Origin of the sequence: Borreliella kurtenbachii, assembly GCF_030437945.2 — a bacterium.
GTDB classification, from domain to species: domain Bacteria; phylum Spirochaetota; class Spirochaetia; order Borreliales; family Borreliaceae; genus Borreliella; species Borreliella carolinensis.
The window spans coordinates 395,147-419,976 of the sequence record NZ_CP124058.1 but is presented as its reverse complement, the minus strand read 5'-3'; the positions used below and the strand labels follow the sequence as shown (position 1 = coordinate 419,976).

Sequence of the window (24,830 nt, the reverse complement as noted above, 5' to 3'; positions counted from 1 at the left end):
ATTACTAGGAGACCACAGTTATGTTTTTTAATTTTTTGAAAAAAGATCTTGTATTTATTTTGCCAGAAGTAAATTCAAAAGAAGATGTAATTGATTTTTTAGTTGAAAAAGTCAATGATAGGGGCTATATAGACAATAAACAAGAGTTTCTTCAAGGAATTCTTGATAGAGAAAAGATAGGTGACACTTCTTGGGAAAATGGGGTTGCCATTCCTCATTTTATAGGAGATGTTGTTAAGACCAGTTTTATTTCGTTGCTTTGCATTAAGGGCGCTGGGGTTAAGTGGTCTGAAGAGAATCCTCCTGTTAATTTAATATTTTTGATTTGTATGTCAAAAAAGCAACAAGGTAATGAGCATCTTAAGGCAATTGCTTTTATAGCTAAACTTTTTGAAGATGATGCTTTTCAAAATGCTTTAAGTGGGTTTGTTACTACTGATGACATTTATTATTATATAGAGAATGTTCAAAGAAAAGCCAAAGAAGAGGTTTTTGGAGCTACAAAAGCAGAAAAAATAGTAGCTGTAACTGCTTGTCCTGTTGGAGTTGCTCATACATATATTGCAGCAAAGAAAATTGAAAATGAAGCTAAAAAGCAGGGTTACAACATTAGGGTGGAAACTCAAGGATCTATTGGTATTGAAAATGCTCTAACCGAAGAAGAAATCAGAAATGCGGCGGTTGTAATACTTGCTGTTGATAAGGATATTGATGAAAAGAGATTTGAAGGTAAGAGAGTTTATAAAGTTTCAACTGTAAAAGCGATAAACAATACAGAAAATATTATTAAGGAATCTTTTAATGCGCCAGTATTTAAAAGCAAAGACTTTGGCGCTAATAGCGCTTCTAAAGCTTCGATTGTAACAGGCAAAGGCAGTTTTTATAAATATTTAATGAGCGGAGTATCTCCAATGATTCCTGTTGTTGCAAGTGGGGGAATTTTAATTGCTCTTAGCATTGCTTTTGTTGGGATTGGACCTGATGGGCCTAATTTTTCTGAGCATCCATTTTATAAGCAGATTGCAGATATTGGTTCTGTTGCTTTTGGGCTGATGCTGCCTGTGCTTGCTGGTTTTATTTCAATGTCAATTGCTGATAAACCTGGTCTTGCGCCTGGTCTTGTTGGCGGAGTAATGTCTGGAAATGTAAAAGCAGGGTTTTTAGGTGCAATATTTGCAGGGTTTCTTGCAGGCTATGTTGCAAGGTTTTTAGCAAGAAGATCTGTTCCTGAATGGTTAAGACCCGTTATGCCCATATTTGTAATTCCTTTAATAAGCACTATTATTGTTGGGTTTTTTATGTTGTATGTTGGTGTTTATGTTGGAGAATTTATGGGGGTGCTTGAGAGTGGGCTTAAATCTTTACAGAGTAATTCAGAAACGTTTGGTGTGTTGGGCAAAATTTTCTTAGGCTTAGTATTAGGTTCAATGATTACTGTTGATATGGGTGGGCCTTTTAATAAAGTGGCATTTCTTTTTGGTGTAGGGCTAATTCCTCAAGTGCCAGAAATAATGGGAATGGTAGCAGCAGCAATTCCTGTTCCCCCTATGGCTATGGGGCTTGCAACTTTTTTGGCGCCTAAATTATTTGAAAATGAAGAGAAAGAATCTGGCAAAATAGCCTTTTTAATTTCATTTATTGGCATTAGCGAGGGAGCCATTCCTTTTGCTGCTAGTGATCCTGGACGAGTAATTCCTTCAATAGTGGTAGGAGGAGCTGTGTCAAGCATTATTGCTGCTTTTTTAGGTGTTGCTAATCATGCTCCACATGGAGGGCCAATAGTGCTTCCTGTTATTGATAATAAATTTGAGTTTATTATTGCAATTGCTGTTGGAGTTGCAGTTGCAACAGCTTTGGTAATTTTTTTGAAATCTTTAAAATTAAAGGAATCCGAATGAATGAAGATAATATTTTTTTAATGAAAAATAATATTAAAGAATATGATTGGGGAGGAATTAATTTTATTCCCAATCTTTTGGGTGATAAGATTGATGGAAGGCCTAAGGCTGAAATGTGGCTTGGGGCACACAGGACATTTTCTAGCAAGATTTTATATAAAAATGAATATGTTCTTTTAAGCGATTTTTTAGAAGACCATAAAGAGCTTTTGGGTTGTAATGACGAATTTCCTTTTTTATTTAAGGTATTATCTGCAAATAAACCTTTATCTATCCAAATTCATCCTTCTAAAGACATTGCCTTAAAAGGGTATGAATTAGAGAATAAGAAAGGGATAGACATTAATGATCCTAAAAGGATATATAAAGATAAAAACCCTAAAATTGAACTTATATATGCCTTGAGTGATTTTTATGCGCTTAAAGGCTTTTTACCTTTGGGTGAGATTAAAAAAATTTGTGAAATGTTGAAATTAGGTTTTGACTTTCAATCACATAAAGACTTTGTAAGGACCATTTTTGATTTGCAAGCGCATAAACTTGAGAAGATTATTGAAAAAGTTTTAAAAAATTTGGATCTTATTGATAATTTTAGGGGCTATTGGTTTAATGAAATTTACAATATTTATGGTATAGATGTGGGCCTTTTAGTGTTTTTGGGCATGAATATTTTAAAACTAAAGCCGGGAGAAGTTGTTTATACAAATAGTCAGGAGGTGCATGCATATCTTAAGGGAGATTGTATTGAGCTTATGACTAATTCCGACAATGTTATTAGAGCTGGTCTTACCACCAAGTATATTGATAAAGAAGAGATGTTAAGAGTTGGTCAATTTGAGGAAGGAGAATTATCATTTCTAAGTCCTGATTTTCAAGATAATTTTAGCGTATTTAGACTCCCAAATACTAATTTAAAACTGATTCAAAAAAAAATGAATGAGAACATTTGTATTAATAGAAATAGTGCAATGATCTTATTAGTTTTAGATGGGTGCGTGAGTATAAATAAATCCTTAAACCTTAAGAAAGGTGAGAGCATATTTATAAGCAGAAAAGCTGAAAACTTATTTGTTGATGGGAATGGTCAAGCCTTTATTGCTGGTTTTAATTAAAATTAAGCTTGTTTATGAGCTTAATTTTAATTACCAATTTAATTATTTGGTTAATTAAATGCAAATTTTATGAATCCAAATCCAAAAAAATTGAATTTAATTCCTTCAAATAAAATGCTTGGTTTTGTTAGCAATATTGTTGGCCCTAGTGCAGGATAAATTTTAAATCCTATGGATAAATTTTTTGCAAAGTTATATTCCATTACAAAAGGAATTCTTATAACCGCACCTATTCTCTCATAATCCGTTTCTTCCTCTTCATCAGGAGGTATAAGGGATGTTTTTGACCAATCTGCACCTATCCCAATGCCGCCGCCGATTTTCATATATTGTCCAATTTGTTTTTTAAAAATAATATCTATTCCGCCGTTTAAATAATTTTCAAAATTGTTTGACTTAAGGCCAATAAACCCTCCATATCCAAAATCAATATTTACATAAGGAATTGTAATTATAATGTTTGCAATAGGATCTCCTATTCCGATGCCCATTGAAAATAAGTCATAACTTTTTTTTTCTTTTATCTCTTTAAGCTTTGCGATGCAGGTAGTTGAATCTTCTTCCTTGCTGCATCTGACCATATAATTGTCAGATGCAAAAGAAAGGTGTACTACACCCAATATTAATGTTAAAATATGTATTTTTTTAAAATTTTTTATCATTTATTCTCCATTATATGTATATTTTTATAAAGCCTGTACCTAAGAAATTAAATCTAGCTCCTTCAAATGACATTGGGCTGCCAAGTAGCATAGTTGTTCCAATGGTAGCAACAGCTTTAAATCCAATCACAATATTTTTAAGAAAGCTGTACTCTATTACTAAAGGCAGCCTTATCACAATCCCTATTCTATTTTGAAGAGAAGCTACTTGTTGTGCTTCATTTTCTTCCTCTTCTTCAGTTTTTTCATTTGATTTTTCAGGGCTTCCTTTTGACCAATCTGCACCTATTCCAATTCCGCCAGAAATCATAGTGTTTTTATGTATTTCATCTTTAAATAAAAGATCTACACCCATCACAACATAGGGCAAGAAATTGTTGGGTTTAAGGCCTACGAATCCTCCGTAGCCAAGGTCTATGTCTACATATGGAACAGATATTGTAATGTTTGTAAGCGGATATCCAATTCCAAAACCTATGCCAAATAAACGGCGCACAGATTCTTCTTTTGCAAGAAGTTTATCAAAATCAAAGTCATCTTCAGTTATACTTTTGCTTTTTGATTGGGCAGCTAATAAGCCCGTTGTTAATATAAGTATTATTGTTGCTAATAGCATTCTCATTGAAATTCTCCTTTTTTATTTTCAATTTTAGATATTATTTTTACGATATTTTTAATAAAGCATAAAAAATTAAAAATATCGATATTTATTTGCTTATTTTGATAGCAAAACTTTATTGTTAAATTTTTTATTGTTTTGTGTATCAAAGTTTTGGTTATCAAAAAATTTTTAATCACAAATACAGGTATTATTATACTACTTGACTGTATATTGATGTTAATCTTGTTTGTTTGTATAGGATTTTTGGAAATATATTTTTGTGGTGATTTTTTTGCCTTTGAAAAAAATATTAGTTTATTAATTTGTAATAAATAAGTTTTTTTGCAATGTTTTATCTTAAAGCTCTTGAAAAAAAACTTTATTTGCTCCAAGGCTTTTGAAGTTAATTTTAGGCTATTAATTCTTTTTTTCAAAAATTTATCCCAAAAATTTGAATATTAAATTTTTAATCTATAAACAAATAGTATATCAAAGTTTTGAATTTGAAATGTTGTTTTGATATTATTTTAAGTAAGAGTAAATTAATTATAAATAAGATTTAGTATGCAATTTATTGTTATTAAACTTATACAAAGCTTATGATTAAACTGTATATCGTTTTTTTTTATTTTTTTTCTTTTTTATTGGGGTTTCCAGAAAATATTTTTTTTAAAAATTTAGGATTTTCTAATAATGATAAATATTTTATGTTTGGCGAATATAGTTTTGAAGATGGATATTATTACTCTTCTGCATACTTTATTGATGTTGTTAAAAATAATTTTGCAAACTCTGGAGTACATTCTAAAATTTTTAAGGAGCACATTGAGTATTTAGATAGTTATGATAAAAGTCTTTATGAGCTTTTAAAGATAATTAATTTTAAAGTTAAAGAATTTAAAATTAATCATTTAAGAAGAGGGCGCGAAATTTATTTTTATGTAAAGAGCGAAATTCCAGAAACAGATTTTTTAAATTTTGTTGATTTTAAAACAGGAAACGAATATCAAGTTTTTGTAAATAAGGATATTAATTCTCAAAAACTTTCTTCTTCTTTTAATATTTTTTTATCTGTCAGATATTGTAATTCAACTCTAGAAAAACATTTGACTGTTGGAAGAGGAAATTATTATAGAAAGAATGTTATTGATTACAGAATAAGAGAGATTGTTTTATTCCCAAATGAAGATGGAATTGTTTTTGTTTTGGAAAAAATCATGTTAAATTCTTATGGGAATAGGTATAAGCGTTTTATGGTTGAAGTTAAAAAATATTGAATATAATTATTTAGTTTTTAAAATAAGTGCAATGCTTTATTAAGGATAATGTATGAGTGATTTTATAGCATCAAAAGAAGATGATTATTCTAAATGGTATTTAGATATAGTTCAGAAAGCAAAGCTTGCTGATTACAGCCCCGTAAAAGGATGTATGGTAATTATGCCTTATGGGTATTCTATTTGGAGCAAAATTCAGAGTATACTTGATAGAAAATTTAAAGAGACAGGACATGAGAATGCATATTTTCCCATGCTTATTCCTTATAGTTTTTTAGAAAGAGAAAAGGACCATATTGATGGATTTTCACCTGAGTTTGCTATTATTAAGGATGCTGGTGGGGAGAGTTTGTCAGAGCCTTTAGTTTTAAGGCCGACTTCTGAGACAATTATTTGGAATATGTATAGCAAGTGGATTAAGTCTTACAGAGATCTTCCTATTAAAATTAATCAATGGGCAAATGTTGTTCGCTGGGAAAAGAGAACAAGGCCGTTTTTGCGAACTACTGAATTTCTGTGGCAAGAGGGGCATACTGCTCATGCTACTGAAGAGGAGGCATTAGAAGAAACTTTGCTTATTTTAGATGTATATAAGAGATTTATAGAAGACTATTTGGCTATTCCTGTTTTTTGTGGTAAAAAATCTGAAAAGGAAAAATTTGCTGGGGCTGTTTCTACTTATTCAATTGAGGCATTAATGCAGGACAAAAAGGCACTTCAAGCCGCTACATCTCATTATTTAGGTTTAAATTTTGCAAAAGCATTTGATGTAAAATTCCAAGACAAAGATGGCAAGATGCAGCATGTATTTGCTAGTAGCTGGGGTGTTTCTACCAGATTGATTGGTGCTTTGATTATGGCTCATTCTGATGAGAAAGGTTTAGTTTTGCCGCCTCGCATTGCTCCAATAGAAATTATTGTTATTCCTATTTTTAAAAAAGAAGATGAGATTAATAAAAAAATTTTGGATTATTCTGATTGTATTGTGAATACTTTAAAAAAAGCAGAATTTAGGGTTGAAATTGATAAGGATATTAGGAGCACTCCAGGATTTAGATTTTCATCTGCCGAGTTTAAAGGAATTCCAATACGCCTTGAAATAGGGATAAATGATATTCTTTTAAATTCTGTTACTATTTCAAGAAGAGATAAAGACAGAAAATTTAAGTATCAAATATCACTTGATTCTCTTGTAAACAAGGTCAAGGTAGAACTTGATTTAATGCAAAAAGATTTATTTGAAAAAGCATTGAATTTTAGGACCTTAAATACTAAGGAGATTTTTAGAAACAGCAAGGATAGTTATGAGGTATTCAAAGTTCATGTGAATGATTGTTCTGGATTTGTGCTTTCTTGTTGGTGTGGCGGTTTGAATTGTGAAAATATTATTAAAAATGAAACTAAAGCTACAATAAGATGTATTCCTGATGATTTTAAGGCCAGAGATTTAACGGGCATGACTTGTATTTATTGTTCTTCTAAGGCCAAATATTTTGTTTTATTTGCCAAATCTTATTAATTTGTTTAGCCTCAATTAATTTTTTCTTGATCTTTCAGTTCTTTGAAATTTATTATATGAATGATTGCAATGTTAAAAGCAAAGTCGATTAGTAAAGCGAAAGAGATTAATATTGGTAGCATTGGTGTTATGTTATAAACATTTAGTTCTATTCCTTTTGTATAGGTAGAGCAAAGCATTGTAATTATATAAATTAAGCTATTTGGTATATGAGGAAATGCAAATACAAAAAAAAATGACAAAGTGCTCATATAGCTTATTTCATAAATAGAAATGGGTAAGCTAGAATATGATTTTAAAATTATAAAAAACGATATTACTGAAACAAAAATAGTGCCAAATTTAGATACAAAATTTATTAAAGGTATATTTATAATTATGGATTTTTTTATATTTATTCTTTCATTTTTAATATCTTCTATTAATATCACATAAGGGGAATAAGAATCTTTTGCAATTCCTGAAAATATTATGTTTTGAAATGATACAAGGATTCCTTTATATATCATTTTAAAGCTTTTTGTTAATCTATAACTAATCGTTGGCAATATTACGAATAGAATTATAATTGTCCATGCCAAAAAGAATGTTATGCTGTTTGTGTAATTTTGGTAATCTTTAAAGTTTTTTAAGTTTGTAGTGTAATCTGCTGTTATAAAAATTATTCCTATATTTAATATATTTACAATAAACCCATTTGCATGGTAAAAAAGATTAGATGCGCTTAGCATAAGTTCTCTAGCTATTCTTCCCTTTTGTTTTGCATAGTAAAAGCTTGTACCTATTATTATTGAAATCATGTAGATGCTTAGTAGATTTGGATTACTAGATGTAAATATTTTAAAAATATTTTTTGGAAAAAATGTTTCTAGTAAAGCTTCTTTTTCAAAAAAATGTGTATTTTGTATTGTTTTTTCTAGTATTGGAATTCTTTGTGGAAGATATATTGTTGCAGCTATTATTGATACAACAACTCCAGATATGTTAGTTAAAATTCCGTAATAAATTGTTTTACCAAAAAGCTTTTTAAAGCTTTTATTTTCAATAATATTTTCAATTCCTAATGGAATTGAAAATATTAAAAAGGGAATAAGAGATAAATATGACAATCTTATAAAAGCATGTGATAAAGAACTATAAATCCCAAGAGGGAAAAATAATCCTAAAAAGATTCCAATAGGCAGAGTGAAAAAAAAATTGATTTTTATATTCATACGACTTCCCCTTTCAGAGATTTAAGGTACACTGTGTATAAATAAATAGTACTAAATTTTTTTGTAAATATAAACTTTAGAGTTACAATTGTACTTGTGTTGTTATATTGCTTGTGGGTGTTTTTGGGGGTTTTTTGTATAAATATCCTGATTCTGTAGATACAGATTTAGATTCAAGATTGCCTAATATTTTAACTTTAGAAGAGCATGATAAGAATTTTTTTACGAAAGATTTTTATAAAAATCTTATTTCAAGTAGTAAAGAAATTGGTTTTAAGCTTCATAAAGTTTTAGTAGATTATTTAAATCCGCAGTCAGAAGAGGTTGATAGGGTTTTAAAATATAATCAAGTGATTAACATTTATTGGTCTTTTTTAAGATCAATTGCAAAAAACATTTCACAATTGACTATGGAGCAGAAAATTTTATTTAGATTTGCTGCCCTTATTCCAAATGCACTTGGATCTGAAATTCAGCTATTGATTTCAAAAACCATTTGGGACAATCATTATAATGAGTCTTTTATTTATTTTGATGAATGGCTTTATGGGGTTAATAGTTTTAAGCTTAGTAGATTAGCAACCGATTTGCCAGCGGATAATTTTAAAGAAGAGGATTTGGAAAAAATTTTACTTAATAAAAAAGAAAAACTTTTGGCAAATATTGATTTTGCAAAAAGCAGTCTTAAGAGAGCTGATAAAATCAGAGAAGAGGCTCTTAATAAGTTAAGAAGTATGTTTGAATTTTTGTTTTCAAATAATAGTCAAAGCGATTTAACTTATGTGACTGAATACGGAGTGCAGAGTTCTTATCCCAATTCGATTTTAAAGCCTTTAAATTTTGCTAGTAATTATGTTGATGATCTTATTAAATCAAATCGAGATATTAATGTTTTTATTAATAAAATTGAAGACACTAACAGAGAGCTTTTAGAAATTCAAAATAAAATGAATAATATTGGGATGTCTGTTGAATCGGCTATTGCACATGATGAAGTTGAAGTTATCAGAAGTGCCAATAAACTTGCAATAGGGCCAAGAGGCAATCATTTTCCTATTCTTTTGAAAAATAATGTAGTTGCTAGCCCTCAATGTTTTGGAAGTAGAGAAAGAATTATGCAGCTTGTTTGGGAAATCGAAGATATTCAGCCTAGACTTTTTCAAAAAGCGTATAGAGGAGATTTGCTCAGGGTAGTTCCTTATTTTATATTAATACCCTCTTATGGTGATAAAGGAATTTGCTGGGAATCAATTGATGTTAAAAACAGAGCAAATGGCAGGGGTAAAGTATTAATCCCCATGTATGCTAAAAACTTAAGAAAAGCGGTTATTTTAGGTATTGGTGATTTTGTTTGGGAACTTGCAAAAGAACAAGCTTCTTTTAGATGGATGGAAACAGGAATTACAGGCCAATATTACGATTATTATGTTAAATTTATTAAAAAAGGAAATGTTAAAAATTTTTTTCTAGAAGATTATTTTCTTTGGATAGAAAAGGAAAGTAAAGGAATTCAAAAACTTGAGAAATTGGTGCGTGGTATAATGTGGAGAAATTTACCCTTTTCTAAAAATTTAAAAGAGTCGCTTGCTAAAAAATCTTTTATATACAAAGACCTTATTGATAAAGATAAAAATATTCAAGTATCTGATGGGTATTAAATTTATTTTTTATTTTACTAAAATTCGTACTATTTCTTTGTTTTTAAGTGTTTTAAGTTTTTTTTTATAATTATCGTCAATGTAAATTTTTTTCTTTTTCAAATATTTAATTAGTTTTATATTTTCTGTTTCTATTGCGGCTTGCATTGGTGTTTTTCTATTTTTAATTGTAGAGCTTAAATCAGCTCCGCTTTCTTTTAAAAATTCAAATACTTTTTCGTTATTAGTATATATTGCCCAAAATATTGGAGAATGCCCGGTATCATCTATTTGATTAAGGCTTATTCCGTAATCTACCAATATTTTTATGATTTCAAATTCATTGTTTATTATTGAAATTGAAATTGGAGATATTTTATATCTAAAGTTTATTTCTGCTCCAAGATTTAGTGCAATTAAAACTCCCTTTTTATTGTTGAAAAAAACAGATATTAGAAAAAGTTCATTTTTAACTTTTTCTAAACCCTGTAAGATTTCTTTGTCGTTTATATTTATTGAATTTATAAATTCATTTAAAGTGTCTTTATCTTTTTGATATTCCTTGTTATTGAAAACATATAAATTTTTTTGCAATTCGTTTACTATTGAAGTGCTTGTATTAATATTTATTGAATTTAAATTCATTATTGTTTGTAATAATAGTAAAAGCATAATGAATTCTTTTTTCATGTTTTGCGAGTTTTATATTCCTTTAATAAAGTGTTTAATTTTAGATGATTGCTTTTTTAAATAGGCATTAAATTAACATTTATTATAGGGCACTATAAGATTATTTTTCAATGTTTTTGTGTTCATAATTGTCAGTTATGAAATGATTTTATTATTTTTTAAATATTGAGTTTATACTAAATTTTAATTTAGGCTTTAGTTTCGTTGTTTTGCTGTTTTTGTATTGATTTTAATATAATATGTGGTCATATTAAATTAGTATTTAGAAGAATTTTAACAATTTTTTAAATTGAGGTGTGCATTTTATTATGTATAATTTATATTGTAAAATACTCTTATGAATCTATTGACCGAAATTGCTAAATTTATTTTGATTTTGTTTTTGCTTACTTCTTGTAGCCAAAAACAAAGCGAGATTCAAAATCTTACTCATCTTTTAAAGTCTTCTAATAAGAATAGATTAGATAAATTTCTTATTATTGATAGGGTTGTTAATATATATGTTGCAAATAAAAATTATGAGGACGCTTTAGAAATTGTAAATAGTGGAATTATTGATGATGAATCTAGAGAATATTATCCTTTATATCTATATTTAATGGGAAATATTTATAGCTCCATGGGAGAAGATTTTGTGGCTTTTAGTATTTACAGGTGTGTTGTTGATAATTTTGATGATTATGTTTATGAAAACTGTTCAGTGAAAACAAGGGCGGCTAAAAAGATTGTCAATTTAAATATTGATTCAATCGATAAAATCAATTATTACAAATTTGTATTAAATACAGGGATTGATAATTTAAATAATGAGGAAAAGGGTAATTATTTTTATAATCTTGCATTAAGTTTGGAAGATGTTCAAGATTACGACGAATCTTATTTTTACTATAAAAAATTTCTTTCAATTCCAAGATCACATTTAAAAATAGATTCTAGAGACTATTTTAATGTTGTTACAAAAATTAATTACTTTAATAATCCAGAGTTTGTTGTTTATAGAAATTTAGGAGATTTAATCCAGGATGTTAAAAATTTTATTCTTTCTGGGAATACTTCTAAATTGCTTAATATAAGAGATAAAAATAATTTTTTTATTCAAAGCTGGGATCAAAAGGGCGGAAAGAGCAATTCTATTAATACTAATAGCTTTTTAACCACGATGATTAGGCTTGGGGGAAGAAGGAAAAACGGAATACAATTTGCAAAGCATCTTGAGGCAGATTCTAGTGATGACATATCTTATCTTGAATCAAGCGGATGGGATCATATTCGGGAATGGTATTTTGTTTTTAAAAGAATTGTTTATCCTAAAGATCCAGAAATTAATAATGGTTGGACTTGGATAGGTGTATATTTAGGCAAAAAATAATAGGAAGGAGATAATGCATTTTCTTAAGGTTCTTTTTAGTTATTTATTTCTACTTTATTCTAATGTTTCTATAATAAAAGATGAAGCTGCTGAGACAAGTGTACACAGAATAATCGATTGGGATAGGAAGGTTATTTGTTTTGACATTGTTAAGGAAATTAATGAAAATGAATTTAGACCAGTGGGTTTAAATACGGCGTCTAAATTAATAGCAACCATTAATGATTTTAAAGACACTTTAATAAGAGAATCTCTTTTTAAGATAATTATGGATTCTGAAAATACTTTTAAGAATTATTTTGACTTGAATCCCAGCTTAATACTTAATTTTTCAGGTCCTAATAGCATCTTGAAAAGATCTTATATAAAATATTCAGAAGATTTAAGAAGCCTAACTGTTAGGTATGAGCTTAGTCTTTTCCCCGATTTTATAAATTTATTTTTTTCACATGAAACGCCTTATAAAGCTTTTTATCCATTGGTAAATTCTGATGTTGATAAAACCGAGTATACAGGAATTGTGATTTATGTAGGTGAAGTCTACAATAATTCTTCTGGTTCTAAAAAATTAGAAGACTCTTTTTTTATCAAAATTTATGATGAAAATATTAGACCATATTTTGATAAGAGAATGGTTTCTTCAGAGGCTTTGAAAAAATGGGGAATGCTTGAGTATAGCAATGATGTTCTTTATAATAATAAAAATAGGGTTGGACATCGTCCTTTAAAGTTAGTTGCCAAAAGTATTTATGGTAAAAATAATACAGATATTATACTTGATGAACATTCTATTAATAAGTTGTTTTCAAATAGTAACAACATTAAACTTTTGCAAGATGGAAAACTTGTTGTAATAAAATAAGAAAATTAAACTTAGTACTTGTTTTTTTCCAAACAATCCACTAAGATAATAAAGAGTTTTATAGGGATTAGTGCCCTTATAGCTCAGTTGGTAGAGCACCACCATGGTAAGGTGGGGGTCGTCGGTTCAAGTCCGATTGGGGGCTTTTGTTGGTAGTTAGGAGTTTTGTTGTATGGGTAAAAAGAAGGGTAAAGGAGCTGTTGAGCTTATATCTTTGATTTGTGAAGAGACAGGAATTAGAAATTATACCACTACTAAGAATAGACGCAATAAGCAGGAAAAGTTAGAATTGATGAAATATTGTCCAAAATTGCGAAAACACACTCTTCACAAGGAAGGAAAAATAAAATAGTAAATAATAGGTCAGTAGTTCCAACGGTAGAACGACAGTCTCCAAAACTGTATGCTGGGGGTTCGAATCCCTCCTGACCTGTTGTTAGAATTAAAGTGAGGCTTTAAAGTGTTTAGGTTTATCAAAGATAGTATCTTGGAACTTAAGAAGGTGACGTGGCCTAAGTATAATGAAGTGGTTGGAAATGGAAAACAAGTTTTTTGGCTGGTATTATTTGTTTCAATTTTCTTGGGTATAGTCGATTATCTCATGTTTCTTGTTGTAACTTATGTATTTTAGTTTTATTGTAAGAAGGGTAAATTATGTCTAGAGCTTGGTATGTAGTTCAAACTTATTCTCAATATGAGAAAAAGATAGAGCAGGACATAAGACTTTTAATAAGCGAAGGTGTTTTTGGCGATATAGTATTAGATGTTAAGGCTCCTATTGAAAAAGTAGAAGAGATAAGAAATGGAAAGAAAAGAATAAGAGAGAGAAAAATTTGGCCAGGCTATATTCTTATTGAGCTAGATCTTCCGGAAGTAGGTTGGAAAGATGTTGTTGCTAATATTATCAAAGTTCAAGGTGTTATTAATTTTGTTGGTGTTAGTAAGGGGCAAAGACCTATTCCTATTAATGATGAAGAAGTAAAAAGTGTTTTTATGCTTACTGGCGAGATTAAAGCAAATAAATCCATTTTTATGCTTTATGACTTTGAAGAAGGAGAAAGGGTTAGGATTAAAGGCGGACCTTTTGACTCTTTTGAGGGGCTTATTAGTTCTATTGATTATGAAAGGAAGAAATTAAAAGTTGCAGTTCAAATTTTTGGAAGATCAACGCCTGTTGAAGTTGATTTCCAGCATATAGAAAAGATTTAAAATTTAATACTAATGGGAGCTTTGAAGGCGTTATTACCATAAGGAGATGATATGGCAAAAAAAAAAGCAATTTCTTGGATTAAATTACAGGTTCCAGCTGCTCAAGCAGCCCCAGGAGCTAAAATAGGACAAGCGCTTGGTCCTCATGGAGTTAGTGGTCCTCAGTTTGTAAAAGAATTTAATGAGAGAACCGCAAAGATGGATCCCGGCATTGTGGTTCCTGTTATTATTACTGTTTATAGCGACAAAAGTTTTTCCTTTATTATAAAGACCCCTCCGGCTTCGATTTTAATTAAAAAAGCTATTGGGATAGAATCAGGATCTAAAAAATCCAATACAGATAAAGTTGGAACGATATCAAGAGAAAAGTTGATGGAGATAGCAAGAATTAAAATGCCTGATTTAAATGCAAAGTCAGAATCAGCAGCGTTTAAAATTATTGCAGGAAGTGCACGTTCAATGGGTGTTGAGGTGGAGAAATAATGTCAAAAAAAGGTAAAAAATATATTGAAGCTTTTTCCAAAGTAGATAAGAATAAATTTTATAGCATTGAAGATGCAATTTCACTGTTGAAAGAAATTAAGTTTGCCAAATTTGATGAAACTATAGATATATCTATTAACCTTAATTTAAAAAAGAATCATACTGTTAGAGACACTATAGTTTTGCCAAATCAGTTTATGAAGCCAAAAAGAATACTTGTTTTTGCAAAAGGTGATCGAGCAGATGAAGCTAGAGCTTTTGGTGCAACTTATGTTGGCGATGATGATCTTATAAATAAGATTAAAGGTGGTTGGGATGAATTTGATATTGTTGTTGCAACTCCTGATATGATGAAAGATGTTGGAAGGCTTGGCCCTATTTTAGGGAAAAGGGGGTTAATGCCCAATCCAAAGACCCAAACAGTCACAAATAATCTTAAAGATGCAATCAATAGTCTTAAAAAAGGTCGAACAGAATTTAGAGCAAATAAAAATGGTGTAATAAGCTTTTCTTTTGGTAAATTTTCTATGGATAATGAAAAGATAAAAGAAAATTATGAGGAATTTATCAAGGAAGTTGTTAAAAAAAGACCGAGTGACTTAAAGGGAGCTTTTATAGATAGTATATATATTTCATCTACTATGGGGCCTTCTATAAAAGTTAATTTTGTTTGGAGGTAGCATTATGAGCACAAAGATAAATTCTAAAAAGTTGGAAATGTTTGATTTATTAAAACAATTTGTAGATAGTAAGCAAAATTTTTTTTTCTTAGATTATAGAGGTTTAAATGTAGCTCAGTTGACAGAACTTCGCAATAAAATAGAAAGCGAACATGGAGCATTAAAAGTTGTTAAAAACAATATAATGAAGATGGTTTTAAAAGAAAAGAATATTAATGTTATTGATTCTTGTTTGGTTGGCCCTACGGTTGTTGTTGCTGCATTAGAAGAGGCTAATGTAATAGCAAAAATTTTTTATGATTTTGTAAAAAGTAGTACTTTAAAAGTAAAGGGCGGTTTTGTGTTAGGAGAGTTTTATGATGAGGCTAAAGTTCAAGCTTATAGTAAACTTCCTACCAAAAAAGAGTCTATTTCTTTATTTGCTAGCGTGTTAAAAGCGCCAGTTTCTAAGCTTGCAAGAACATTGAAAGCTTTGGCTGATGTTAAAAATTAACATGGCAGTGTTAGTCTTAATTTTTGAGTGCATGCTATCACTGTAAAATGAAAATATATAAGGAGTTAATATGGCACTAAATAAAGAAGATATTTTAACCTGGCTTGAGGGTGCAAAAACTATGGAAGTTGTTGACCTTGTAACAGCTATTGAGGAAAAATTCGGAGTCACTGCAGCTGTTTCTGCTGGTATGGGGGGAGCTGTTTCAGCAAGTTCAGCTGATTCTGAGGAACAAACCGAATTTGATGTAATTCTTATGTCTTTTGGGGATAGCAAGATAAATGTTATAAAAGAGGTTAGAGCTATTACAGGACTTGGTCTTGGAGAAGCTAAGGCGTTAGTAGAAGCTGCTCCTAAAGCCATTAAAGAAGGTCTTTCTAAGTCAGATGCTGAGGAATTAAAAAAGAAACTTGAGGCAGTTGGCGCAAAAGTTGAAGTTAAATAAAAAATTAAAAATATATCAAAGTTGTTATATTCCGCATGTCGTTATGATATGCGGCTTGTTATGTCTTAAAAAAGGAGTCTTTTAATGATAAAAAGAGTTCATCTGGGACAAGGAAGAGCTGATGAGATTTTAGACCTACCTAACCTGATAGAAATACAATTAAATTCTTATGAAAAATTTTTACAACTTGATAAATTAAAAAATAAAAAACCTTTACTTAATGAAGGCCTTGAGTCTGTTTTTAGAAATATATTTCCCATCAAAAGTGGAAATGGCGATGTTGCTCTTGAGTATGAAAGATACTATATAGAAAATGATGCTCTTAATTTTACAGAAAAAGAATGTAAAAGAAAGGGTCAAAGTTATGAGGCTGTTTTAAAAGTAAGACTGAATTTGCAATTTTTGACTACTGGGGAAATAAGGCAAAAAGACGTATACATGGGAACTATTCCTTTAATGACAGAAAGGGGTACTTTTATTATTAATGGGGCTGAGAGGGTTGTTGTTTCTCAGATTCACAGATCCCCAGGAGTTGTTTTTTATAAAGAAAAAGATTTGTATTCTGCTAGAATAATTCCTTATCGTGGTTCTTGGTTAGAATTTGAGGTTGATTCTAAAAAAGATTATCTTTATGTAAAAATAGATAGAAAAAAAAGAATACTCATAACTCTTTTTTTAAGAGCTTTAGGGTTTGATACGAGAGAAAAAATAATAGAAACTTTTTATAACATTAAAAAAATTAAAGTTGAAGATGGTACAAAAAGAGATCTTCCAGGGCAATATTTAGCCAAGAGTATTAACATAAGAGAGAATATGTATTATCGAGCAGGAGATAAAATTACTCTGCAAGATGTTGAAGATTTTTTACAAAATAGAGTAAATGAAATAGAGCTTGTTGATTTTGATGGTTATGATGATATTCCTGGAAAATGTTTTGTAAGTTCGAATGTTATTTTAAATTGCCTTGAAAAAGAGGATGCGTTTTTTGCTTTAAAGGATGGTTCTAAAGAGCTTCCAAAAGAATCAGTTATGCTGGCTGTTTATGGCTCTCTTTTTCCTGGTGAGCCAATATCAATTGATAATGCTGAAAACGATTTAAAAACTATATTCTTTTCTGAAAGAAGATATGATCTTGGACGTGTAGGGCGCTATAAACTTTCTAAAAAATTTGGATTTGATGATTTAAGTACGTCAGTTTTAACTATGGATGATATTGTTAACACCATATCGCATCTTTTAAGAATATATGAAGGCCATGATGTTCTTGATGATATTGACCATTTGGGAAACAGAAGAGTTCGTTCTGTTGGGGAGCTTCTTACTAATATATATAAAGGTGCTATGTCAAGGGTTGAAAAAATTGCTAAAGATAGAATGTCTAACAAGGAAGTTTTTAATCTAAAGCCTCAAGAATTAATAAGCGTTAAACCTATTGTATCTGCTGTTAAAGAATTTTTTGCAACCAGTCAGCTTTCACAGTTCATGGACCAGGTCAATCCTTTGGCTGAACTTACTCACAAAAGACGTCTTAATGCTCTTGGGCCAGGGGGACTTTCAAGGGATAGGGCAGGATTTGAAGTAAGAGATGTGCATTATACTCATTATGGCAGAATGTGTCCCATTGAAACTCCTGAAGGACCAAATATTGGGCTTATTGTTTCTTTGGCTACTTATTCCAGGGTTAATGATTATGGTTTTTTAGAAACCCCTTATAGGAAAGTTGTTAATGGAGAGGTGACTGATCAATTAGAATATTTATCTGCTATTGACGAAGAGAAAAAGTGTATTGCTCAGGCTAATGCTGCTTTTAATTCTAATGGAAAGTATCTTGAAGATTTAGTTTCTGTTAGAGTTTCTGGTGATTATACTACAACAAGCCCCACAAACATAGACTATATGGACGTTTCTCCTAGGCAATTAATTTCAGTATCTTCAGCGTTAATTCCTTTTCTTGAGCACAATGATGCCAATCGAGCGCTTATGGGTTCTAATATGCAAAGACAAGCGGTGCCCCTACTTTTTCCTAAACCTCCTATTGTTGGTACGGGCATGGAAAGTGTTGTTGCAAAGGATTCAGGAGTCGTTGTTAAGGCTAAAAGAAGTGGGGAAGTTATTCTTGCAACAAGTAGTAAGATAGTTGTTAAACCTTTTGAGGCAGAGAATTCTAAAGATTTAGATGAATATCATATTGTTAAGTATGAAAGGACAAATCAAGATACTTGCTTTAATCAATCCGTTTTAGTTAAAGAGGGTCAAAAGGTTGAAATGGGCGAAATAATAGCTGACGGCCCCGCTACTAGATTTGGGGAGCTTGCTCTTGGCAATAATTTGTTGCTAGGAGTTATTCCTTGGAATGGATTTAATTATGAGGATGCTATATTGATTTCTGATAGAATTGTAAAGGAAGATCTTTATACATCTATTCATATCAAAGAATTTAGCATAGAAGTAAGAGAAACTAAACTTGGTCCTGAGAAAGTTACAGGAGATATACCTAATGTTAGCGAAAAAATACTAAACAAATTGGATGAAAATGGGATTATACGGATAGGAACTTATGTAAAACCCGGTGATATTTTGGTTGGCAAAGTTACTCCAAAGTCAGAAGGAGACATTACTCCTGAATTTAGGCTTTTAACTTCTATTTTTGGAGAAAAAGCAAAAGATGTTAAAAATAATTCATTAAAAGTTCCTCATGGTACTGAAGGTACAGTTATTGATGTTCAAAGGATTACTAAAGAGGATGTTGGCAATCTTTCTCCCGGAGTTGAGGAAATACTTAAAGTTTATGTTGCCAAAAAAAGGAAGCTTAAAGAGGGCGATAAAATGGCTGGACGACATGGCAATAAGGGTGTTGTTGCAAAGATTCTTCCTATTGAGGACATGCCTTATCTTGCAGACGGAACCCCTCTTGATATATGCTTAAATCCTTTAGGAGTTCCATCTAGAATGAATATCGGACAGTTAATGGAATCTCAATTGGGTCTTGCTGGCAAATATCTTGGTGAATCTTATAATGTTCCTGTTTTTGAATCTGCTACAAATGAACAAATTCAAGAAAAATTAAAAAAAGCTGGATTTAATCCAACTTCTAAAGAAATTTTATATGATGGTTATACAGGAGAGCCGTTCGAAAATGAAGTAATGGTCGGGGTGATTTACATGCTTAAACTACACCACCTTGTTGATGATAAAATGCACGCAAGATCAACAGGTCCATATTCTCTTGTTTCTCAGCAACCTCTTGGAGGAAAAGCTCAATTTGGTGGGCAAAGACTTGGAGAAATGGAGGTTTGGGCTCTTGAAGCTTATGGTGCAGCACATACCCTTCAAGAACTTTTAACAGTTAAATCTGATGATATGTCAGGCAGAGTCAAGATATATGAAAATATAGTAAAAGGTGTTCCTACTAATGTATCTGGGATCCCTGAGTCTTTTAATGTGTTAATGCAAGAGCTTAGAGGGCTTGGGCTTGATTTGTCAATTTATGATGATGCTGGGAATCAGGTTCCTTTGACAGAAAAAGAAGAAGAATTGATTAATAAAAGCTAGGTTTTTGGAGTTTTTATGAAAGAGATAAAAGATTTTGAAAGAATAAAAATTAAAATAGCATCTCCTGACCAAATTAGAAATTGGTCTTATGGAGAGGTTAAAAAATCCGAGACTATTAATTATAGAACTTTAAGACCCGAAAAGGATGGGCTTTTTTGTGAAAGGATTTTTGGTACTACAAAGGAATGGGAATGTTATTGTGGTAAATTTAAATCGGTTAGATATAAAGGTATTATTTGTGATCGTTGTAATGTAGAGGTTACCCATTTTAAGGTTAGACGTGAAAGAATGGGGCATATTGAGTTAGCAGCCCCAGTTGCTCATATTTGGTATTACAAATATATACCCTCTAGGATTGGACTTTTGCTTGATATTACAGCATCTAGTTTGAACTCTATTCTTTATTATGAAAAATATGTAGTGATTGAACCGGGTGATACTGATCTTAAAAAAATGCAGCTTTTAAATGAAGATGAGTACATAGAGGCTAGAGAGCGATATGGTATGTCTTTTAATGCTTCAATGGGAGCTGAAGCTATTAAAACTCTTCTTGAAAATCTTGATCTTGATGAGCTTTCATCTAAGCTTAGAATTCAAATGATAGATAAAGATGATAAAACCGATAAGAAACTCTTAAGACGTCTTGAAATTATTGAGAATTTTAAAATTTCTGGCAATAAGCCAGAATGGATGATTATGGAAGTTCTTCCTGTTATTCCTCCAGAGATTAGGCCAATGGTTCAGCTTGATGGAGGGCGTTTTGCAACATCTGATCTTAATGATCTTTATAGAAGAGTTATAAATAGAAATAATCGTTTAAGAAAGTTGCTTCTTCTTAATGCGCCAGAGATTATTGTGAGAAATGAAAAAAGAATGCTTCAAGAATCAGTAGACTCTCTTTTTGACAATTCTCATAAAAGAAAGGTTGTTAAAGGTTCATCTAGTAGGCCCCTCAAATCGCTTTCCGATGCATTAAAAGGTAAGCAGGGAAGGTTTAGACAAAATCTTCTTGGTAAAAGAGTAGATTATTCTGGTCGTTCTGTTATTGTTGTTGGGCCTGAGCTGAAGCTACATCAATGTGGATTGCCTGCAAAAATGGCCCTTGAGCTTTTTAAGCCTTTTGTGATAAGACGGCTGATTGAGAGTGAATCTGTTTTTAATATCAAAAGAGCAAAGAATTTAATAGAGCAAGAAGTTGACGAGGTATGGCAAATTTTAGATCTTGTTATTAAAGAGCACCCTATTCTTTTAAATAGGGCTCCAACTCTTCATAGACTTGGAATTCAAGCTTTTGAGCCCGTGTTAGTTGAGGGCAAGGCAATAAAATTACATCCCCTTGTTTGTCATGCATATAATGCCGATTTTGATGGTGATCAAATGGCGGTACATGTGCCTCTTACTCCAGCAGCACAAGCTGAAAGTTGGGCTTTAATGCTTTCAACAAATAATCTTTTAAATCCTGCTAATGGGCACCCCATTGTTTTTCCATCCCAAGATATCGTTTTGGGCCTATATTATTTAACTATGGAAAAAAAGAATGTTGTTGGAGAAGGTAAAAAGTTTTTAAACTTTAGCAATGTTATTCTTGCCATAAATAATAGGAGTCTAGATTACAATGCTTCTATTTATGTAAAAATTGATGGTGAGTACGAAAAAACTACAGCTGGTAGGGTTATATTTAATGAGGCTTTGCCCAATGGAATTGAATTTGTAAATAAAACTCTTAGCGATTTGGAGCTACAAATTTTAATATCAAAAGTTTATGTAGTTCATGGTTCTTCTACCGTAATTGAAATGCTTGACATTATCAAGGAGCTCGGCTTTAGGTATGCTACTAAGTTTGGGTGCACAATTAGTATGAGCGATATTATTGTTCCTGATGAAAAAAGAACTTATGTAGAAAGGGCCAACAAAGAGATTGCTAAAATTCAAAATGATTATGCTAAAGGTGTTATTACTGGCGAAGAGCGATATAATAATGTAGTTTCTGTTTGGTTAAAGACCAACGAAGAGCTTACTAATAAGATGATGGAAATTTTAAAGAGAGATAGAGATGGATTTAATGTTATATATATGATGGCAGATTCTGGTGCTAGGGGTAGTAGGAATCAAATAAGACAGCTTGCTGGTATGAGGGGATTAATGGCAAAAACTTCTGGAGATATTATTGAGCTTCCAATTATTTCTAACTTTAAAGAAGGTCTTTCTGTGATAGAGTTTTTTATATCTACGAATGGAGCAAGAAAAGGCCTAGCAGATACTGCTCTTAAGACCGCTGATGCTGGATATTTAACTCGAAGATTAGTAGACATTGCTCAAGATGTTGTTGTTAGAATAGAAGATTGTGGAACTATAAACGGAATAAAAGTTGAGACTGTAAAAAATGGTGAAGAAATATTAGAATCTTTGAAAGAAAAAGCTGTTGGGAGTTATTCTATTGAAAGAATAAAAAATCCAATTACTGGTGAGATTGTTTTAGATGCAAATGAAGAAATCTCAGAAGCCAAAATAGAGTTATTAGAAAAAATTGGTATTGAAAAACTTGTGATTAGATCTGTTTTAACGTGTGAAGCTGAACATGGTGTTTGTCAAAAATGTTATGGTAGAGACTTTTCTAAGAATAAACCTGTTAACATTGGTGAGGCTGTAGGAATAATTGCTGCTCAGTCTATAGGTCAACCGGGTACTCAATTAACCATGAGAACTTTCCATATTGGTGGAGTTGCTCAGGCTGGTAGTGAGGATGATAAAATATCTTTAAAGAATGCCTTTATACTTAATGGCATAGAAGGTTTTAATGTTAAAGTTGACAGCGGAATTCTTTTCACAAGAAAAGGAACTTTAAAAATAATCAATGTTTTTTATGAGGAAAAAATTAAGAACATAAAAGAGATTAAAGTTTTAGATTCTCAAAGAGTAATAAAAGGAATTCCTTTGTTTGTTGATAAAAAAGGTACAGAGATTCTCTCTTCTTATATTGGTTATGTTAAATTAAGAGGCGATAATTTTTTCATAGTATCAGAAGAGCAAGAAGTTTCCTTGAAAGCGGGTACAAAGCTTGAAATAGAGGTTGGTGATTATGTTGAATCAGGCAAAGTTATTGGCACATTTGATCCATTTGCAGAGCCTATTATTGCAGAGGTTAAGGGTAAAATTAAATTTAAGGATATTATTTTAGGAACCACTCTTAAAGAAGAAATAAATACTGAAACAGGCAATGTTGAAAAAAGAATTACAGATAATGTTTTTGAATCTCTTGATCCTAGAATTTTTATTATTGATAGTAGCGGCATGGAGGTTGCATCTTATGTATTACCAGGGGATGCTTATCTTCAGGTTGAAGATGGTCAGAGCATTAATATAGGAGATATTATTGCAAAACTTTCTAAGGGTTCTGAAAAAACCCAAGATATTACAGGAGGATTGCCCCGTGTTAATGATCTTTTTGAAACAAGAATTCCTAAGAATTTGACTGAAATGGCCAAAGTAAGTGGAATTGTGCAATTTAAATCAATTCAAAAAGGTAAAAGACTTATTAATATTTTAGATGAGTATGGGGTTGAGCATAAACATTATATTCCAGCCGGCAAACATCTTTTGGTTAGAGATGGAGATGTTGTTAAAGCAGGAGACATGCTTTGTGATGGCAGAATCAATCCCCATGATGTGCTTGAAATTTTAGGTGGGATTAGTTTGCAAGAGTTTCTGTTGGCGGAAATTCAGGATGTTTATCGAAAACAGGGTGTAAGTATTAATGACAAACATATTGGTGTGATAATCAAGCAAATGATGAAAAAAGTGAAGATCGTAGCAGTTGGTGATACTAATTTTGTTTATGGGCAAAAGGTAGATAAGCACACTTTTTATGAGCAAAATAGAAAAGTGATCGAACAAGGTGGTGAGCCGGCAATAGCAAGTCCAATTCTTATAGGAGTAACCAAGACTTCTCTTAATATAGATTCTTTTATTTCCGCAGCGTCTTTCCAGGAAACAACAAAAGTATTAACAGATGCTTCAATTGCTGGAAAAATAGATGATCTTAGGGGATTGAAAGAAAATGTTGTAATTGGGCATTTAATTCCTACTGGGACTGGTATGGGGCTTTATAAAAAAATTAAAGTTAGTGAAAATATCGATTTTGAAGCTTAACTTGAAAATAAGTGATATATTTGCTACCATTCTATTAATAGTTTCAAGAAAAGGAGAGCGTTGATAAATGCCTACAATTAATCAGTTAATTAGAAAGCCTAGAAAAAGTCAAACGGAGAAGACCGCATCTCCTGCGCTTCAAAATTGTCCTCAAAGAAGAGGAATTTGTACACGTGTAATGACCGTAACTCCCAAAAAGCCTAATTCGGCTTTAAGAAAAGTAGCTCGTGTTAGACTTTCAAATGGATTTGAAGTAACAGCATATATTCCAGGAATTGGTCATAATTTACAAGAACACTCTGTGGTTCTAATTAGAGGTGGTCGAGTTAAAGATTTGCCTGGTGTAAGGTACCATATTGTTAGGGGAGCTAAAGATACCCTTGGTGTTAATAATAGGAAAAAGGGCAGATCTAAGTATGGAACAAAAAAGCCTAAAGCTTAACTGAAAGGTGGATTAATATTAAATATGTCAAGAAAAAATAAAAAAATCAAAAAGAAAATTTTTGTTGATACTAGGTACAATTCTAGAATTGTTGCAAAGTTTGCAAACAGAATGATGTATGATGGAAAAAAATCAATAAGCGAGAATATACTTTACAGTTCAATAGACTTGCTTGCTGATAAGCTTGAAGAAAGCGATAAGATGGCTGTTTTTTATAAAGCTTTAGATAATATTAAGCCATTGGTAGAAGTAAGAAGTAGACGAGTGGGTGGTGCTACATATCAAGTTCCTGTTGAAGTTAGAGAAGAGAGAAGAGAAGCTTTGGCTATGAAGTGGATTATTTTTGCTGCTAGAAAGTCTAGTGGTAGGTCTATGAAGGAAAAGTTATCAAACGAACTTTTAAATGCATATAATTCTACTGGAGCTGCTTTTAAGAAGAAAGAAGATACCCATAGAATGGCTGAAGCAAATAAAGCTTTTACTCATTATAGATGGTAAAAAGACACCTTTTGAAGGTGTCTTTTTTTGTTTATATG

General features: G+C 31.1%; 23 protein-coding genes and 2 tRNA genes. 20 read left to right on the top strand and 5 right to left on the bottom strand.

All coding sequences use genetic code 11. From position 1 onward, the window contains the following. Positions 1-20: 20 nt before the first annotated feature. Positions 21-1,898, top strand: coding sequence for a fructose-specific PTS transporter subunit EIIC (locus QIA22_RS02575; protein WP_301611595.1), 1,878 nt, complete (start codon positions 21-23; stop codon positions 1,896-1,898). Continuing rightward, a complete protein-coding gene (gene manA / locus QIA22_RS02570) occupies positions 1,895-3,010 on the top strand; it encodes a mannose-6-phosphate isomerase, class I (RefSeq protein WP_301611594.1) in 1,116 nt (371 codons plus the stop codon). Before QIA22_RS02575 ends, manA begins: the two co-directional genes overlap by 4 nt. A gap of 50 nt (positions 3,011-3,060) precedes the next feature. Here manA and QIA22_RS02565 read toward each other — a convergent pair whose 3' ends face one another. Genes QIA22_RS02565 through QIA22_RS02555 form a run of 3 tightly spaced genes read right to left on the bottom strand, consistent with a single transcriptional unit; the run spans position 3,061 to position 4,707 of the window. Beyond that, the gene (locus QIA22_RS02565; RefSeq protein ID WP_301611593.1) at positions 3,061-3,672 is read right to left on the bottom strand and encodes a DUF3996 domain-containing protein; all 612 of its coding nucleotides are present in this window, start codon (positions 3,670-3,672) and stop codon (positions 3,061-3,063) included. A 10-nt stretch (positions 3,673-3,682) separates the two neighbouring features. Further along, on the bottom strand, positions 3,683-4,294 hold the full coding sequence (locus QIA22_RS02560) for a DUF3996 domain-containing protein (RefSeq protein ID WP_301611592.1): 612 nt from the start codon (positions 4,292-4,294) through the stop codon (positions 3,683-3,685). After that, complete coding sequence (locus tag QIA22_RS02555; protein WP_301611591.1) at positions 4,291-4,707, bottom strand: hypothetical protein; 417 nt, start codon at positions 4,705-4,707, stop codon at positions 4,291-4,293. Before QIA22_RS02555 ends, QIA22_RS02560 begins: the two co-directional genes overlap by 4 nt. A gap of 165 nt (positions 4,708-4,872) precedes the next feature. Between QIA22_RS02555 and QIA22_RS02550 the strand changes: the two genes are divergently transcribed. Together QIA22_RS02550 and proS are read left to right on the top strand one after the other, a co-directional pair. Further along, on the top strand, positions 4,873-5,550 hold the full coding sequence (locus QIA22_RS02550; protein WP_301611590.1) for a DUF2259 domain-containing protein: 678 nt from the start codon (positions 4,873-4,875) through the stop codon (positions 5,548-5,550). A gap of 52 nt (positions 5,551-5,602) precedes the next feature. Beyond that, positions 5,603-7,069: a proline--tRNA ligase gene (proS, locus tag QIA22_RS02545; RefSeq protein ID WP_301611589.1), complete on the top strand. Its 1,467-nt coding sequence runs from the start codon at positions 5,603-5,605 to the stop codon at positions 7,067-7,069. Between the two features lie 11 nt (positions 7,070-7,080). Here the strand turns inward: proS and QIA22_RS02540 are convergent, their stop codons facing one another. Continuing rightward, positions 7,081-8,283: a dicarboxylate/amino acid:cation symporter gene (locus tag QIA22_RS02540; protein ID WP_301611588.1), complete on the bottom strand. Its 1,203-nt coding sequence runs from the start codon at positions 8,281-8,283 to the stop codon at positions 7,081-7,083. Between the two features lie 107 nt (positions 8,284-8,390). Here QIA22_RS02540 and QIA22_RS02535 point away from each other — a divergent pair, with 107 nt between their 5' ends. Then, on the top strand, positions 8,391-9,941 hold the full coding sequence (locus QIA22_RS02535) for a hypothetical protein (RefSeq protein ID WP_301611587.1): 1,551 nt from the start codon (positions 8,391-8,393) through the stop codon (positions 9,939-9,941). A 9-nt stretch (positions 9,942-9,950) separates the two neighbouring features. Here the strand turns inward: QIA22_RS02535 and QIA22_RS02530 are convergent, their stop codons facing one another. Further along, positions 9,951-10,610 (bottom strand): ankyrin repeat domain-containing protein, encoded by a 660-nt coding sequence (locus QIA22_RS02530; RefSeq protein WP_301611586.1) that lies wholly within the window; start codon positions 10,608-10,610, stop codon positions 9,951-9,953. A 337-nt stretch (positions 10,611-10,947) separates the two neighbouring features. On the opposite strand from QIA22_RS02530, the gene QIA22_RS02525 reads away from it, so the two are divergent. From QIA22_RS02525 to rpsG, 15 genes are all read left to right on the top strand, one after another. Next, positions 10,948-11,979, top strand: coding sequence for a hypothetical protein (locus QIA22_RS02525; protein ID WP_301611585.1), 1,032 nt, complete (start codon positions 10,948-10,950; stop codon positions 11,977-11,979). Positions 11,980-11,992: 13 nt separating this feature from the next. Further along, positions 11,993-12,841: a hypothetical protein gene (locus QIA22_RS02520; RefSeq protein WP_301611584.1), complete on the top strand. Its 849-nt coding sequence runs from the start codon at positions 11,993-11,995 to the stop codon at positions 12,839-12,841. A gap of 72 nt (positions 12,842-12,913) precedes the next feature. After that, positions 12,914-12,986: transfer RNA gene (locus QIA22_RS02515), tRNA-Thr, on the top strand. Positions 12,987-13,013: 27 nt separating this feature from the next. Further along, complete coding sequence (gene rpmG, locus QIA22_RS02510) at positions 13,014-13,193, top strand: 50S ribosomal protein L33 (RefSeq protein ID WP_002556991.1); 180 nt, start codon at positions 13,014-13,016, stop codon at positions 13,191-13,193. Positions 13,194-13,201: 8 nt separating this feature from the next. Then, positions 13,202-13,274 (top strand) — tRNA-Trp (locus tag QIA22_RS02505). A gap of 27 nt (positions 13,275-13,301) precedes the next feature. After that, entirely contained in the window at positions 13,302-13,472 is a 171-nt protein-coding gene (gene secE / locus QIA22_RS02500) for a preprotein translocase subunit SecE (RefSeq protein WP_002556990.1), read from the top strand. 23 nt (positions 13,473-13,495) lie between these two features. Further along, the gene (nusG, locus tag QIA22_RS02495; protein WP_301611583.1) at positions 13,496-14,050 is read left to right on the top strand and encodes a transcription termination/antitermination protein NusG; all 555 of its coding nucleotides are present in this window, start codon (positions 13,496-13,498) and stop codon (positions 14,048-14,050) included. A gap of 51 nt (positions 14,051-14,101) precedes the next feature. After that, complete coding sequence (gene rplK / locus QIA22_RS02490) at positions 14,102-14,533, top strand: 50S ribosomal protein L11 (protein ID WP_014023630.1); 432 nt, start codon at positions 14,102-14,104, stop codon at positions 14,531-14,533. Next, positions 14,533-15,213: a 50S ribosomal protein L1 gene (gene rplA, locus QIA22_RS02485; RefSeq protein WP_301611582.1), complete on the top strand. Its 681-nt coding sequence runs from the start codon at positions 14,533-14,535 to the stop codon at positions 15,211-15,213. Before rplK ends, rplA begins: the two co-directional genes overlap by 1 nt. Before the next feature lie 4 nt (positions 15,214-15,217). Beyond that, positions 15,218-15,706, top strand: a complete 489-nt coding sequence (gene rplJ / locus QIA22_RS02480) for a 50S ribosomal protein L10 (RefSeq protein ID WP_301611581.1) — start codon at positions 15,218-15,220, stop codon at positions 15,704-15,706. Between the two features lie 70 nt (positions 15,707-15,776). Next, positions 15,777-16,151 (top strand): 50S ribosomal protein L7/L12, encoded by a 375-nt coding sequence (rplL, locus tag QIA22_RS02475; RefSeq protein WP_301611580.1) that lies wholly within the window; start codon positions 15,777-15,779, stop codon positions 16,149-16,151. An 84-nt stretch (positions 16,152-16,235) separates the two neighbouring features. Continuing rightward, on the top strand, positions 16,236-19,703 hold the full coding sequence (gene rpoB, locus QIA22_RS02470) for a DNA-directed RNA polymerase subunit beta (RefSeq protein WP_301611579.1): 3,468 nt from the start codon (positions 16,236-16,238) through the stop codon (positions 19,701-19,703). A gap of 15 nt (positions 19,704-19,718) precedes the next feature. After that, positions 19,719-23,852: a DNA-directed RNA polymerase subunit beta' gene (rpoC, locus tag QIA22_RS02465; RefSeq protein WP_301611578.1), complete on the top strand. Its 4,134-nt coding sequence runs from the start codon at positions 19,719-19,721 to the stop codon at positions 23,850-23,852. Between the two features lie 67 nt (positions 23,853-23,919). Next, positions 23,920-24,294, top strand: coding sequence for a 30S ribosomal protein S12 (gene rpsL / locus QIA22_RS02460; RefSeq protein WP_002656492.1), 375 nt, complete (start codon positions 23,920-23,922; stop codon positions 24,292-24,294). Between the two features lie 24 nt (positions 24,295-24,318). After that, entirely contained in the window at positions 24,319-24,792 is a 474-nt protein-coding gene (gene rpsG, locus QIA22_RS02455) for a 30S ribosomal protein S7 (RefSeq protein WP_014023624.1), read from the top strand. The last annotated feature ends 38 nt before the right edge of the window (positions 24,793-24,830 follow it).

Coding starts and splice junctions, on each gene's coding strand:
- QIA22_RS02575 (WP_301611595.1), top strand. CDS start 21: ATGTTTTTTAATTTTTTGAAAAAAGATCTTGTATTTATTTTGCCAGAA.
- manA (WP_301611594.1), top strand. CDS start 1,895: ATGAATGAAGATAATATTTTTTTAATGAAAAATAATATTAAAGAATAT.
- QIA22_RS02565 (WP_301611593.1), bottom strand. CDS start 3,672: ATGATAAAAAATTTTAAAAAAATACATATTTTAACATTAATATTGGGT.
- QIA22_RS02560 (WP_301611592.1), bottom strand. CDS start 4,294: ATGAGAATGCTATTAGCAACAATAATACTTATATTAACAACGGGCTTA.
- QIA22_RS02550 (WP_301611590.1), top strand. CDS start 4,873: ATGATTAAACTGTATATCGTTTTTTTTTATTTTTTTTCTTTTTTATTG.
- proS (WP_301611589.1), top strand. CDS start 5,603: ATGAGTGATTTTATAGCATCAAAAGAAGATGATTATTCTAAATGGTAT.
- QIA22_RS02540 (WP_301611588.1), bottom strand. CDS start 8,283: ATGAATATAAAAATCAATTTTTTTTTCACTCTGCCTATTGGAATCTTT.
- QIA22_RS02530 (WP_301611586.1), bottom strand. CDS start 10,610: ATGAAAAAAGAATTCATTATGCTTTTACTATTATTACAAACAATAATG.
- QIA22_RS02525 (WP_301611585.1), top strand. CDS start 10,948: ATGAATCTATTGACCGAAATTGCTAAATTTATTTTGATTTTGTTTTTG.
- QIA22_RS02520 (WP_301611584.1), top strand. CDS start 11,993: ATGCATTTTCTTAAGGTTCTTTTTAGTTATTTATTTCTACTTTATTCT.
- rpmG (WP_002556991.1), top strand. CDS start 13,014: ATGGGTAAAAAGAAGGGTAAAGGAGCTGTTGAGCTTATATCTTTGATT.
- nusG (WP_301611583.1), top strand. CDS start 13,496: ATGTCTAGAGCTTGGTATGTAGTTCAAACTTATTCTCAATATGAGAAA.
- rplK (WP_014023630.1), top strand. CDS start 14,102: ATGGCAAAAAAAAAAGCAATTTCTTGGATTAAATTACAGGTTCCAGCT.
- rplA (WP_301611582.1), top strand. CDS start 14,533: ATGTCAAAAAAAGGTAAAAAATATATTGAAGCTTTTTCCAAAGTAGAT.
- rplJ (WP_301611581.1), top strand. CDS start 15,218: ATGAGCACAAAGATAAATTCTAAAAAGTTGGAAATGTTTGATTTATTA.
- rplL (WP_301611580.1), top strand. CDS start 15,777: ATGGCACTAAATAAAGAAGATATTTTAACCTGGCTTGAGGGTGCAAAA.
- rpoB (WP_301611579.1), top strand. CDS start 16,236: ATGATAAAAAGAGTTCATCTGGGACAAGGAAGAGCTGATGAGATTTTA.
- rpoC (WP_301611578.1), top strand. CDS start 19,719: ATGAAAGAGATAAAAGATTTTGAAAGAATAAAAATTAAAATAGCATCT.
- rpsL (WP_002656492.1), top strand. CDS start 23,920: ATGCCTACAATTAATCAGTTAATTAGAAAGCCTAGAAAAAGTCAAACG.
- rpsG (WP_014023624.1), top strand. CDS start 24,319: ATGTCAAGAAAAAATAAAAAAATCAAAAAGAAAATTTTTGTTGATACT.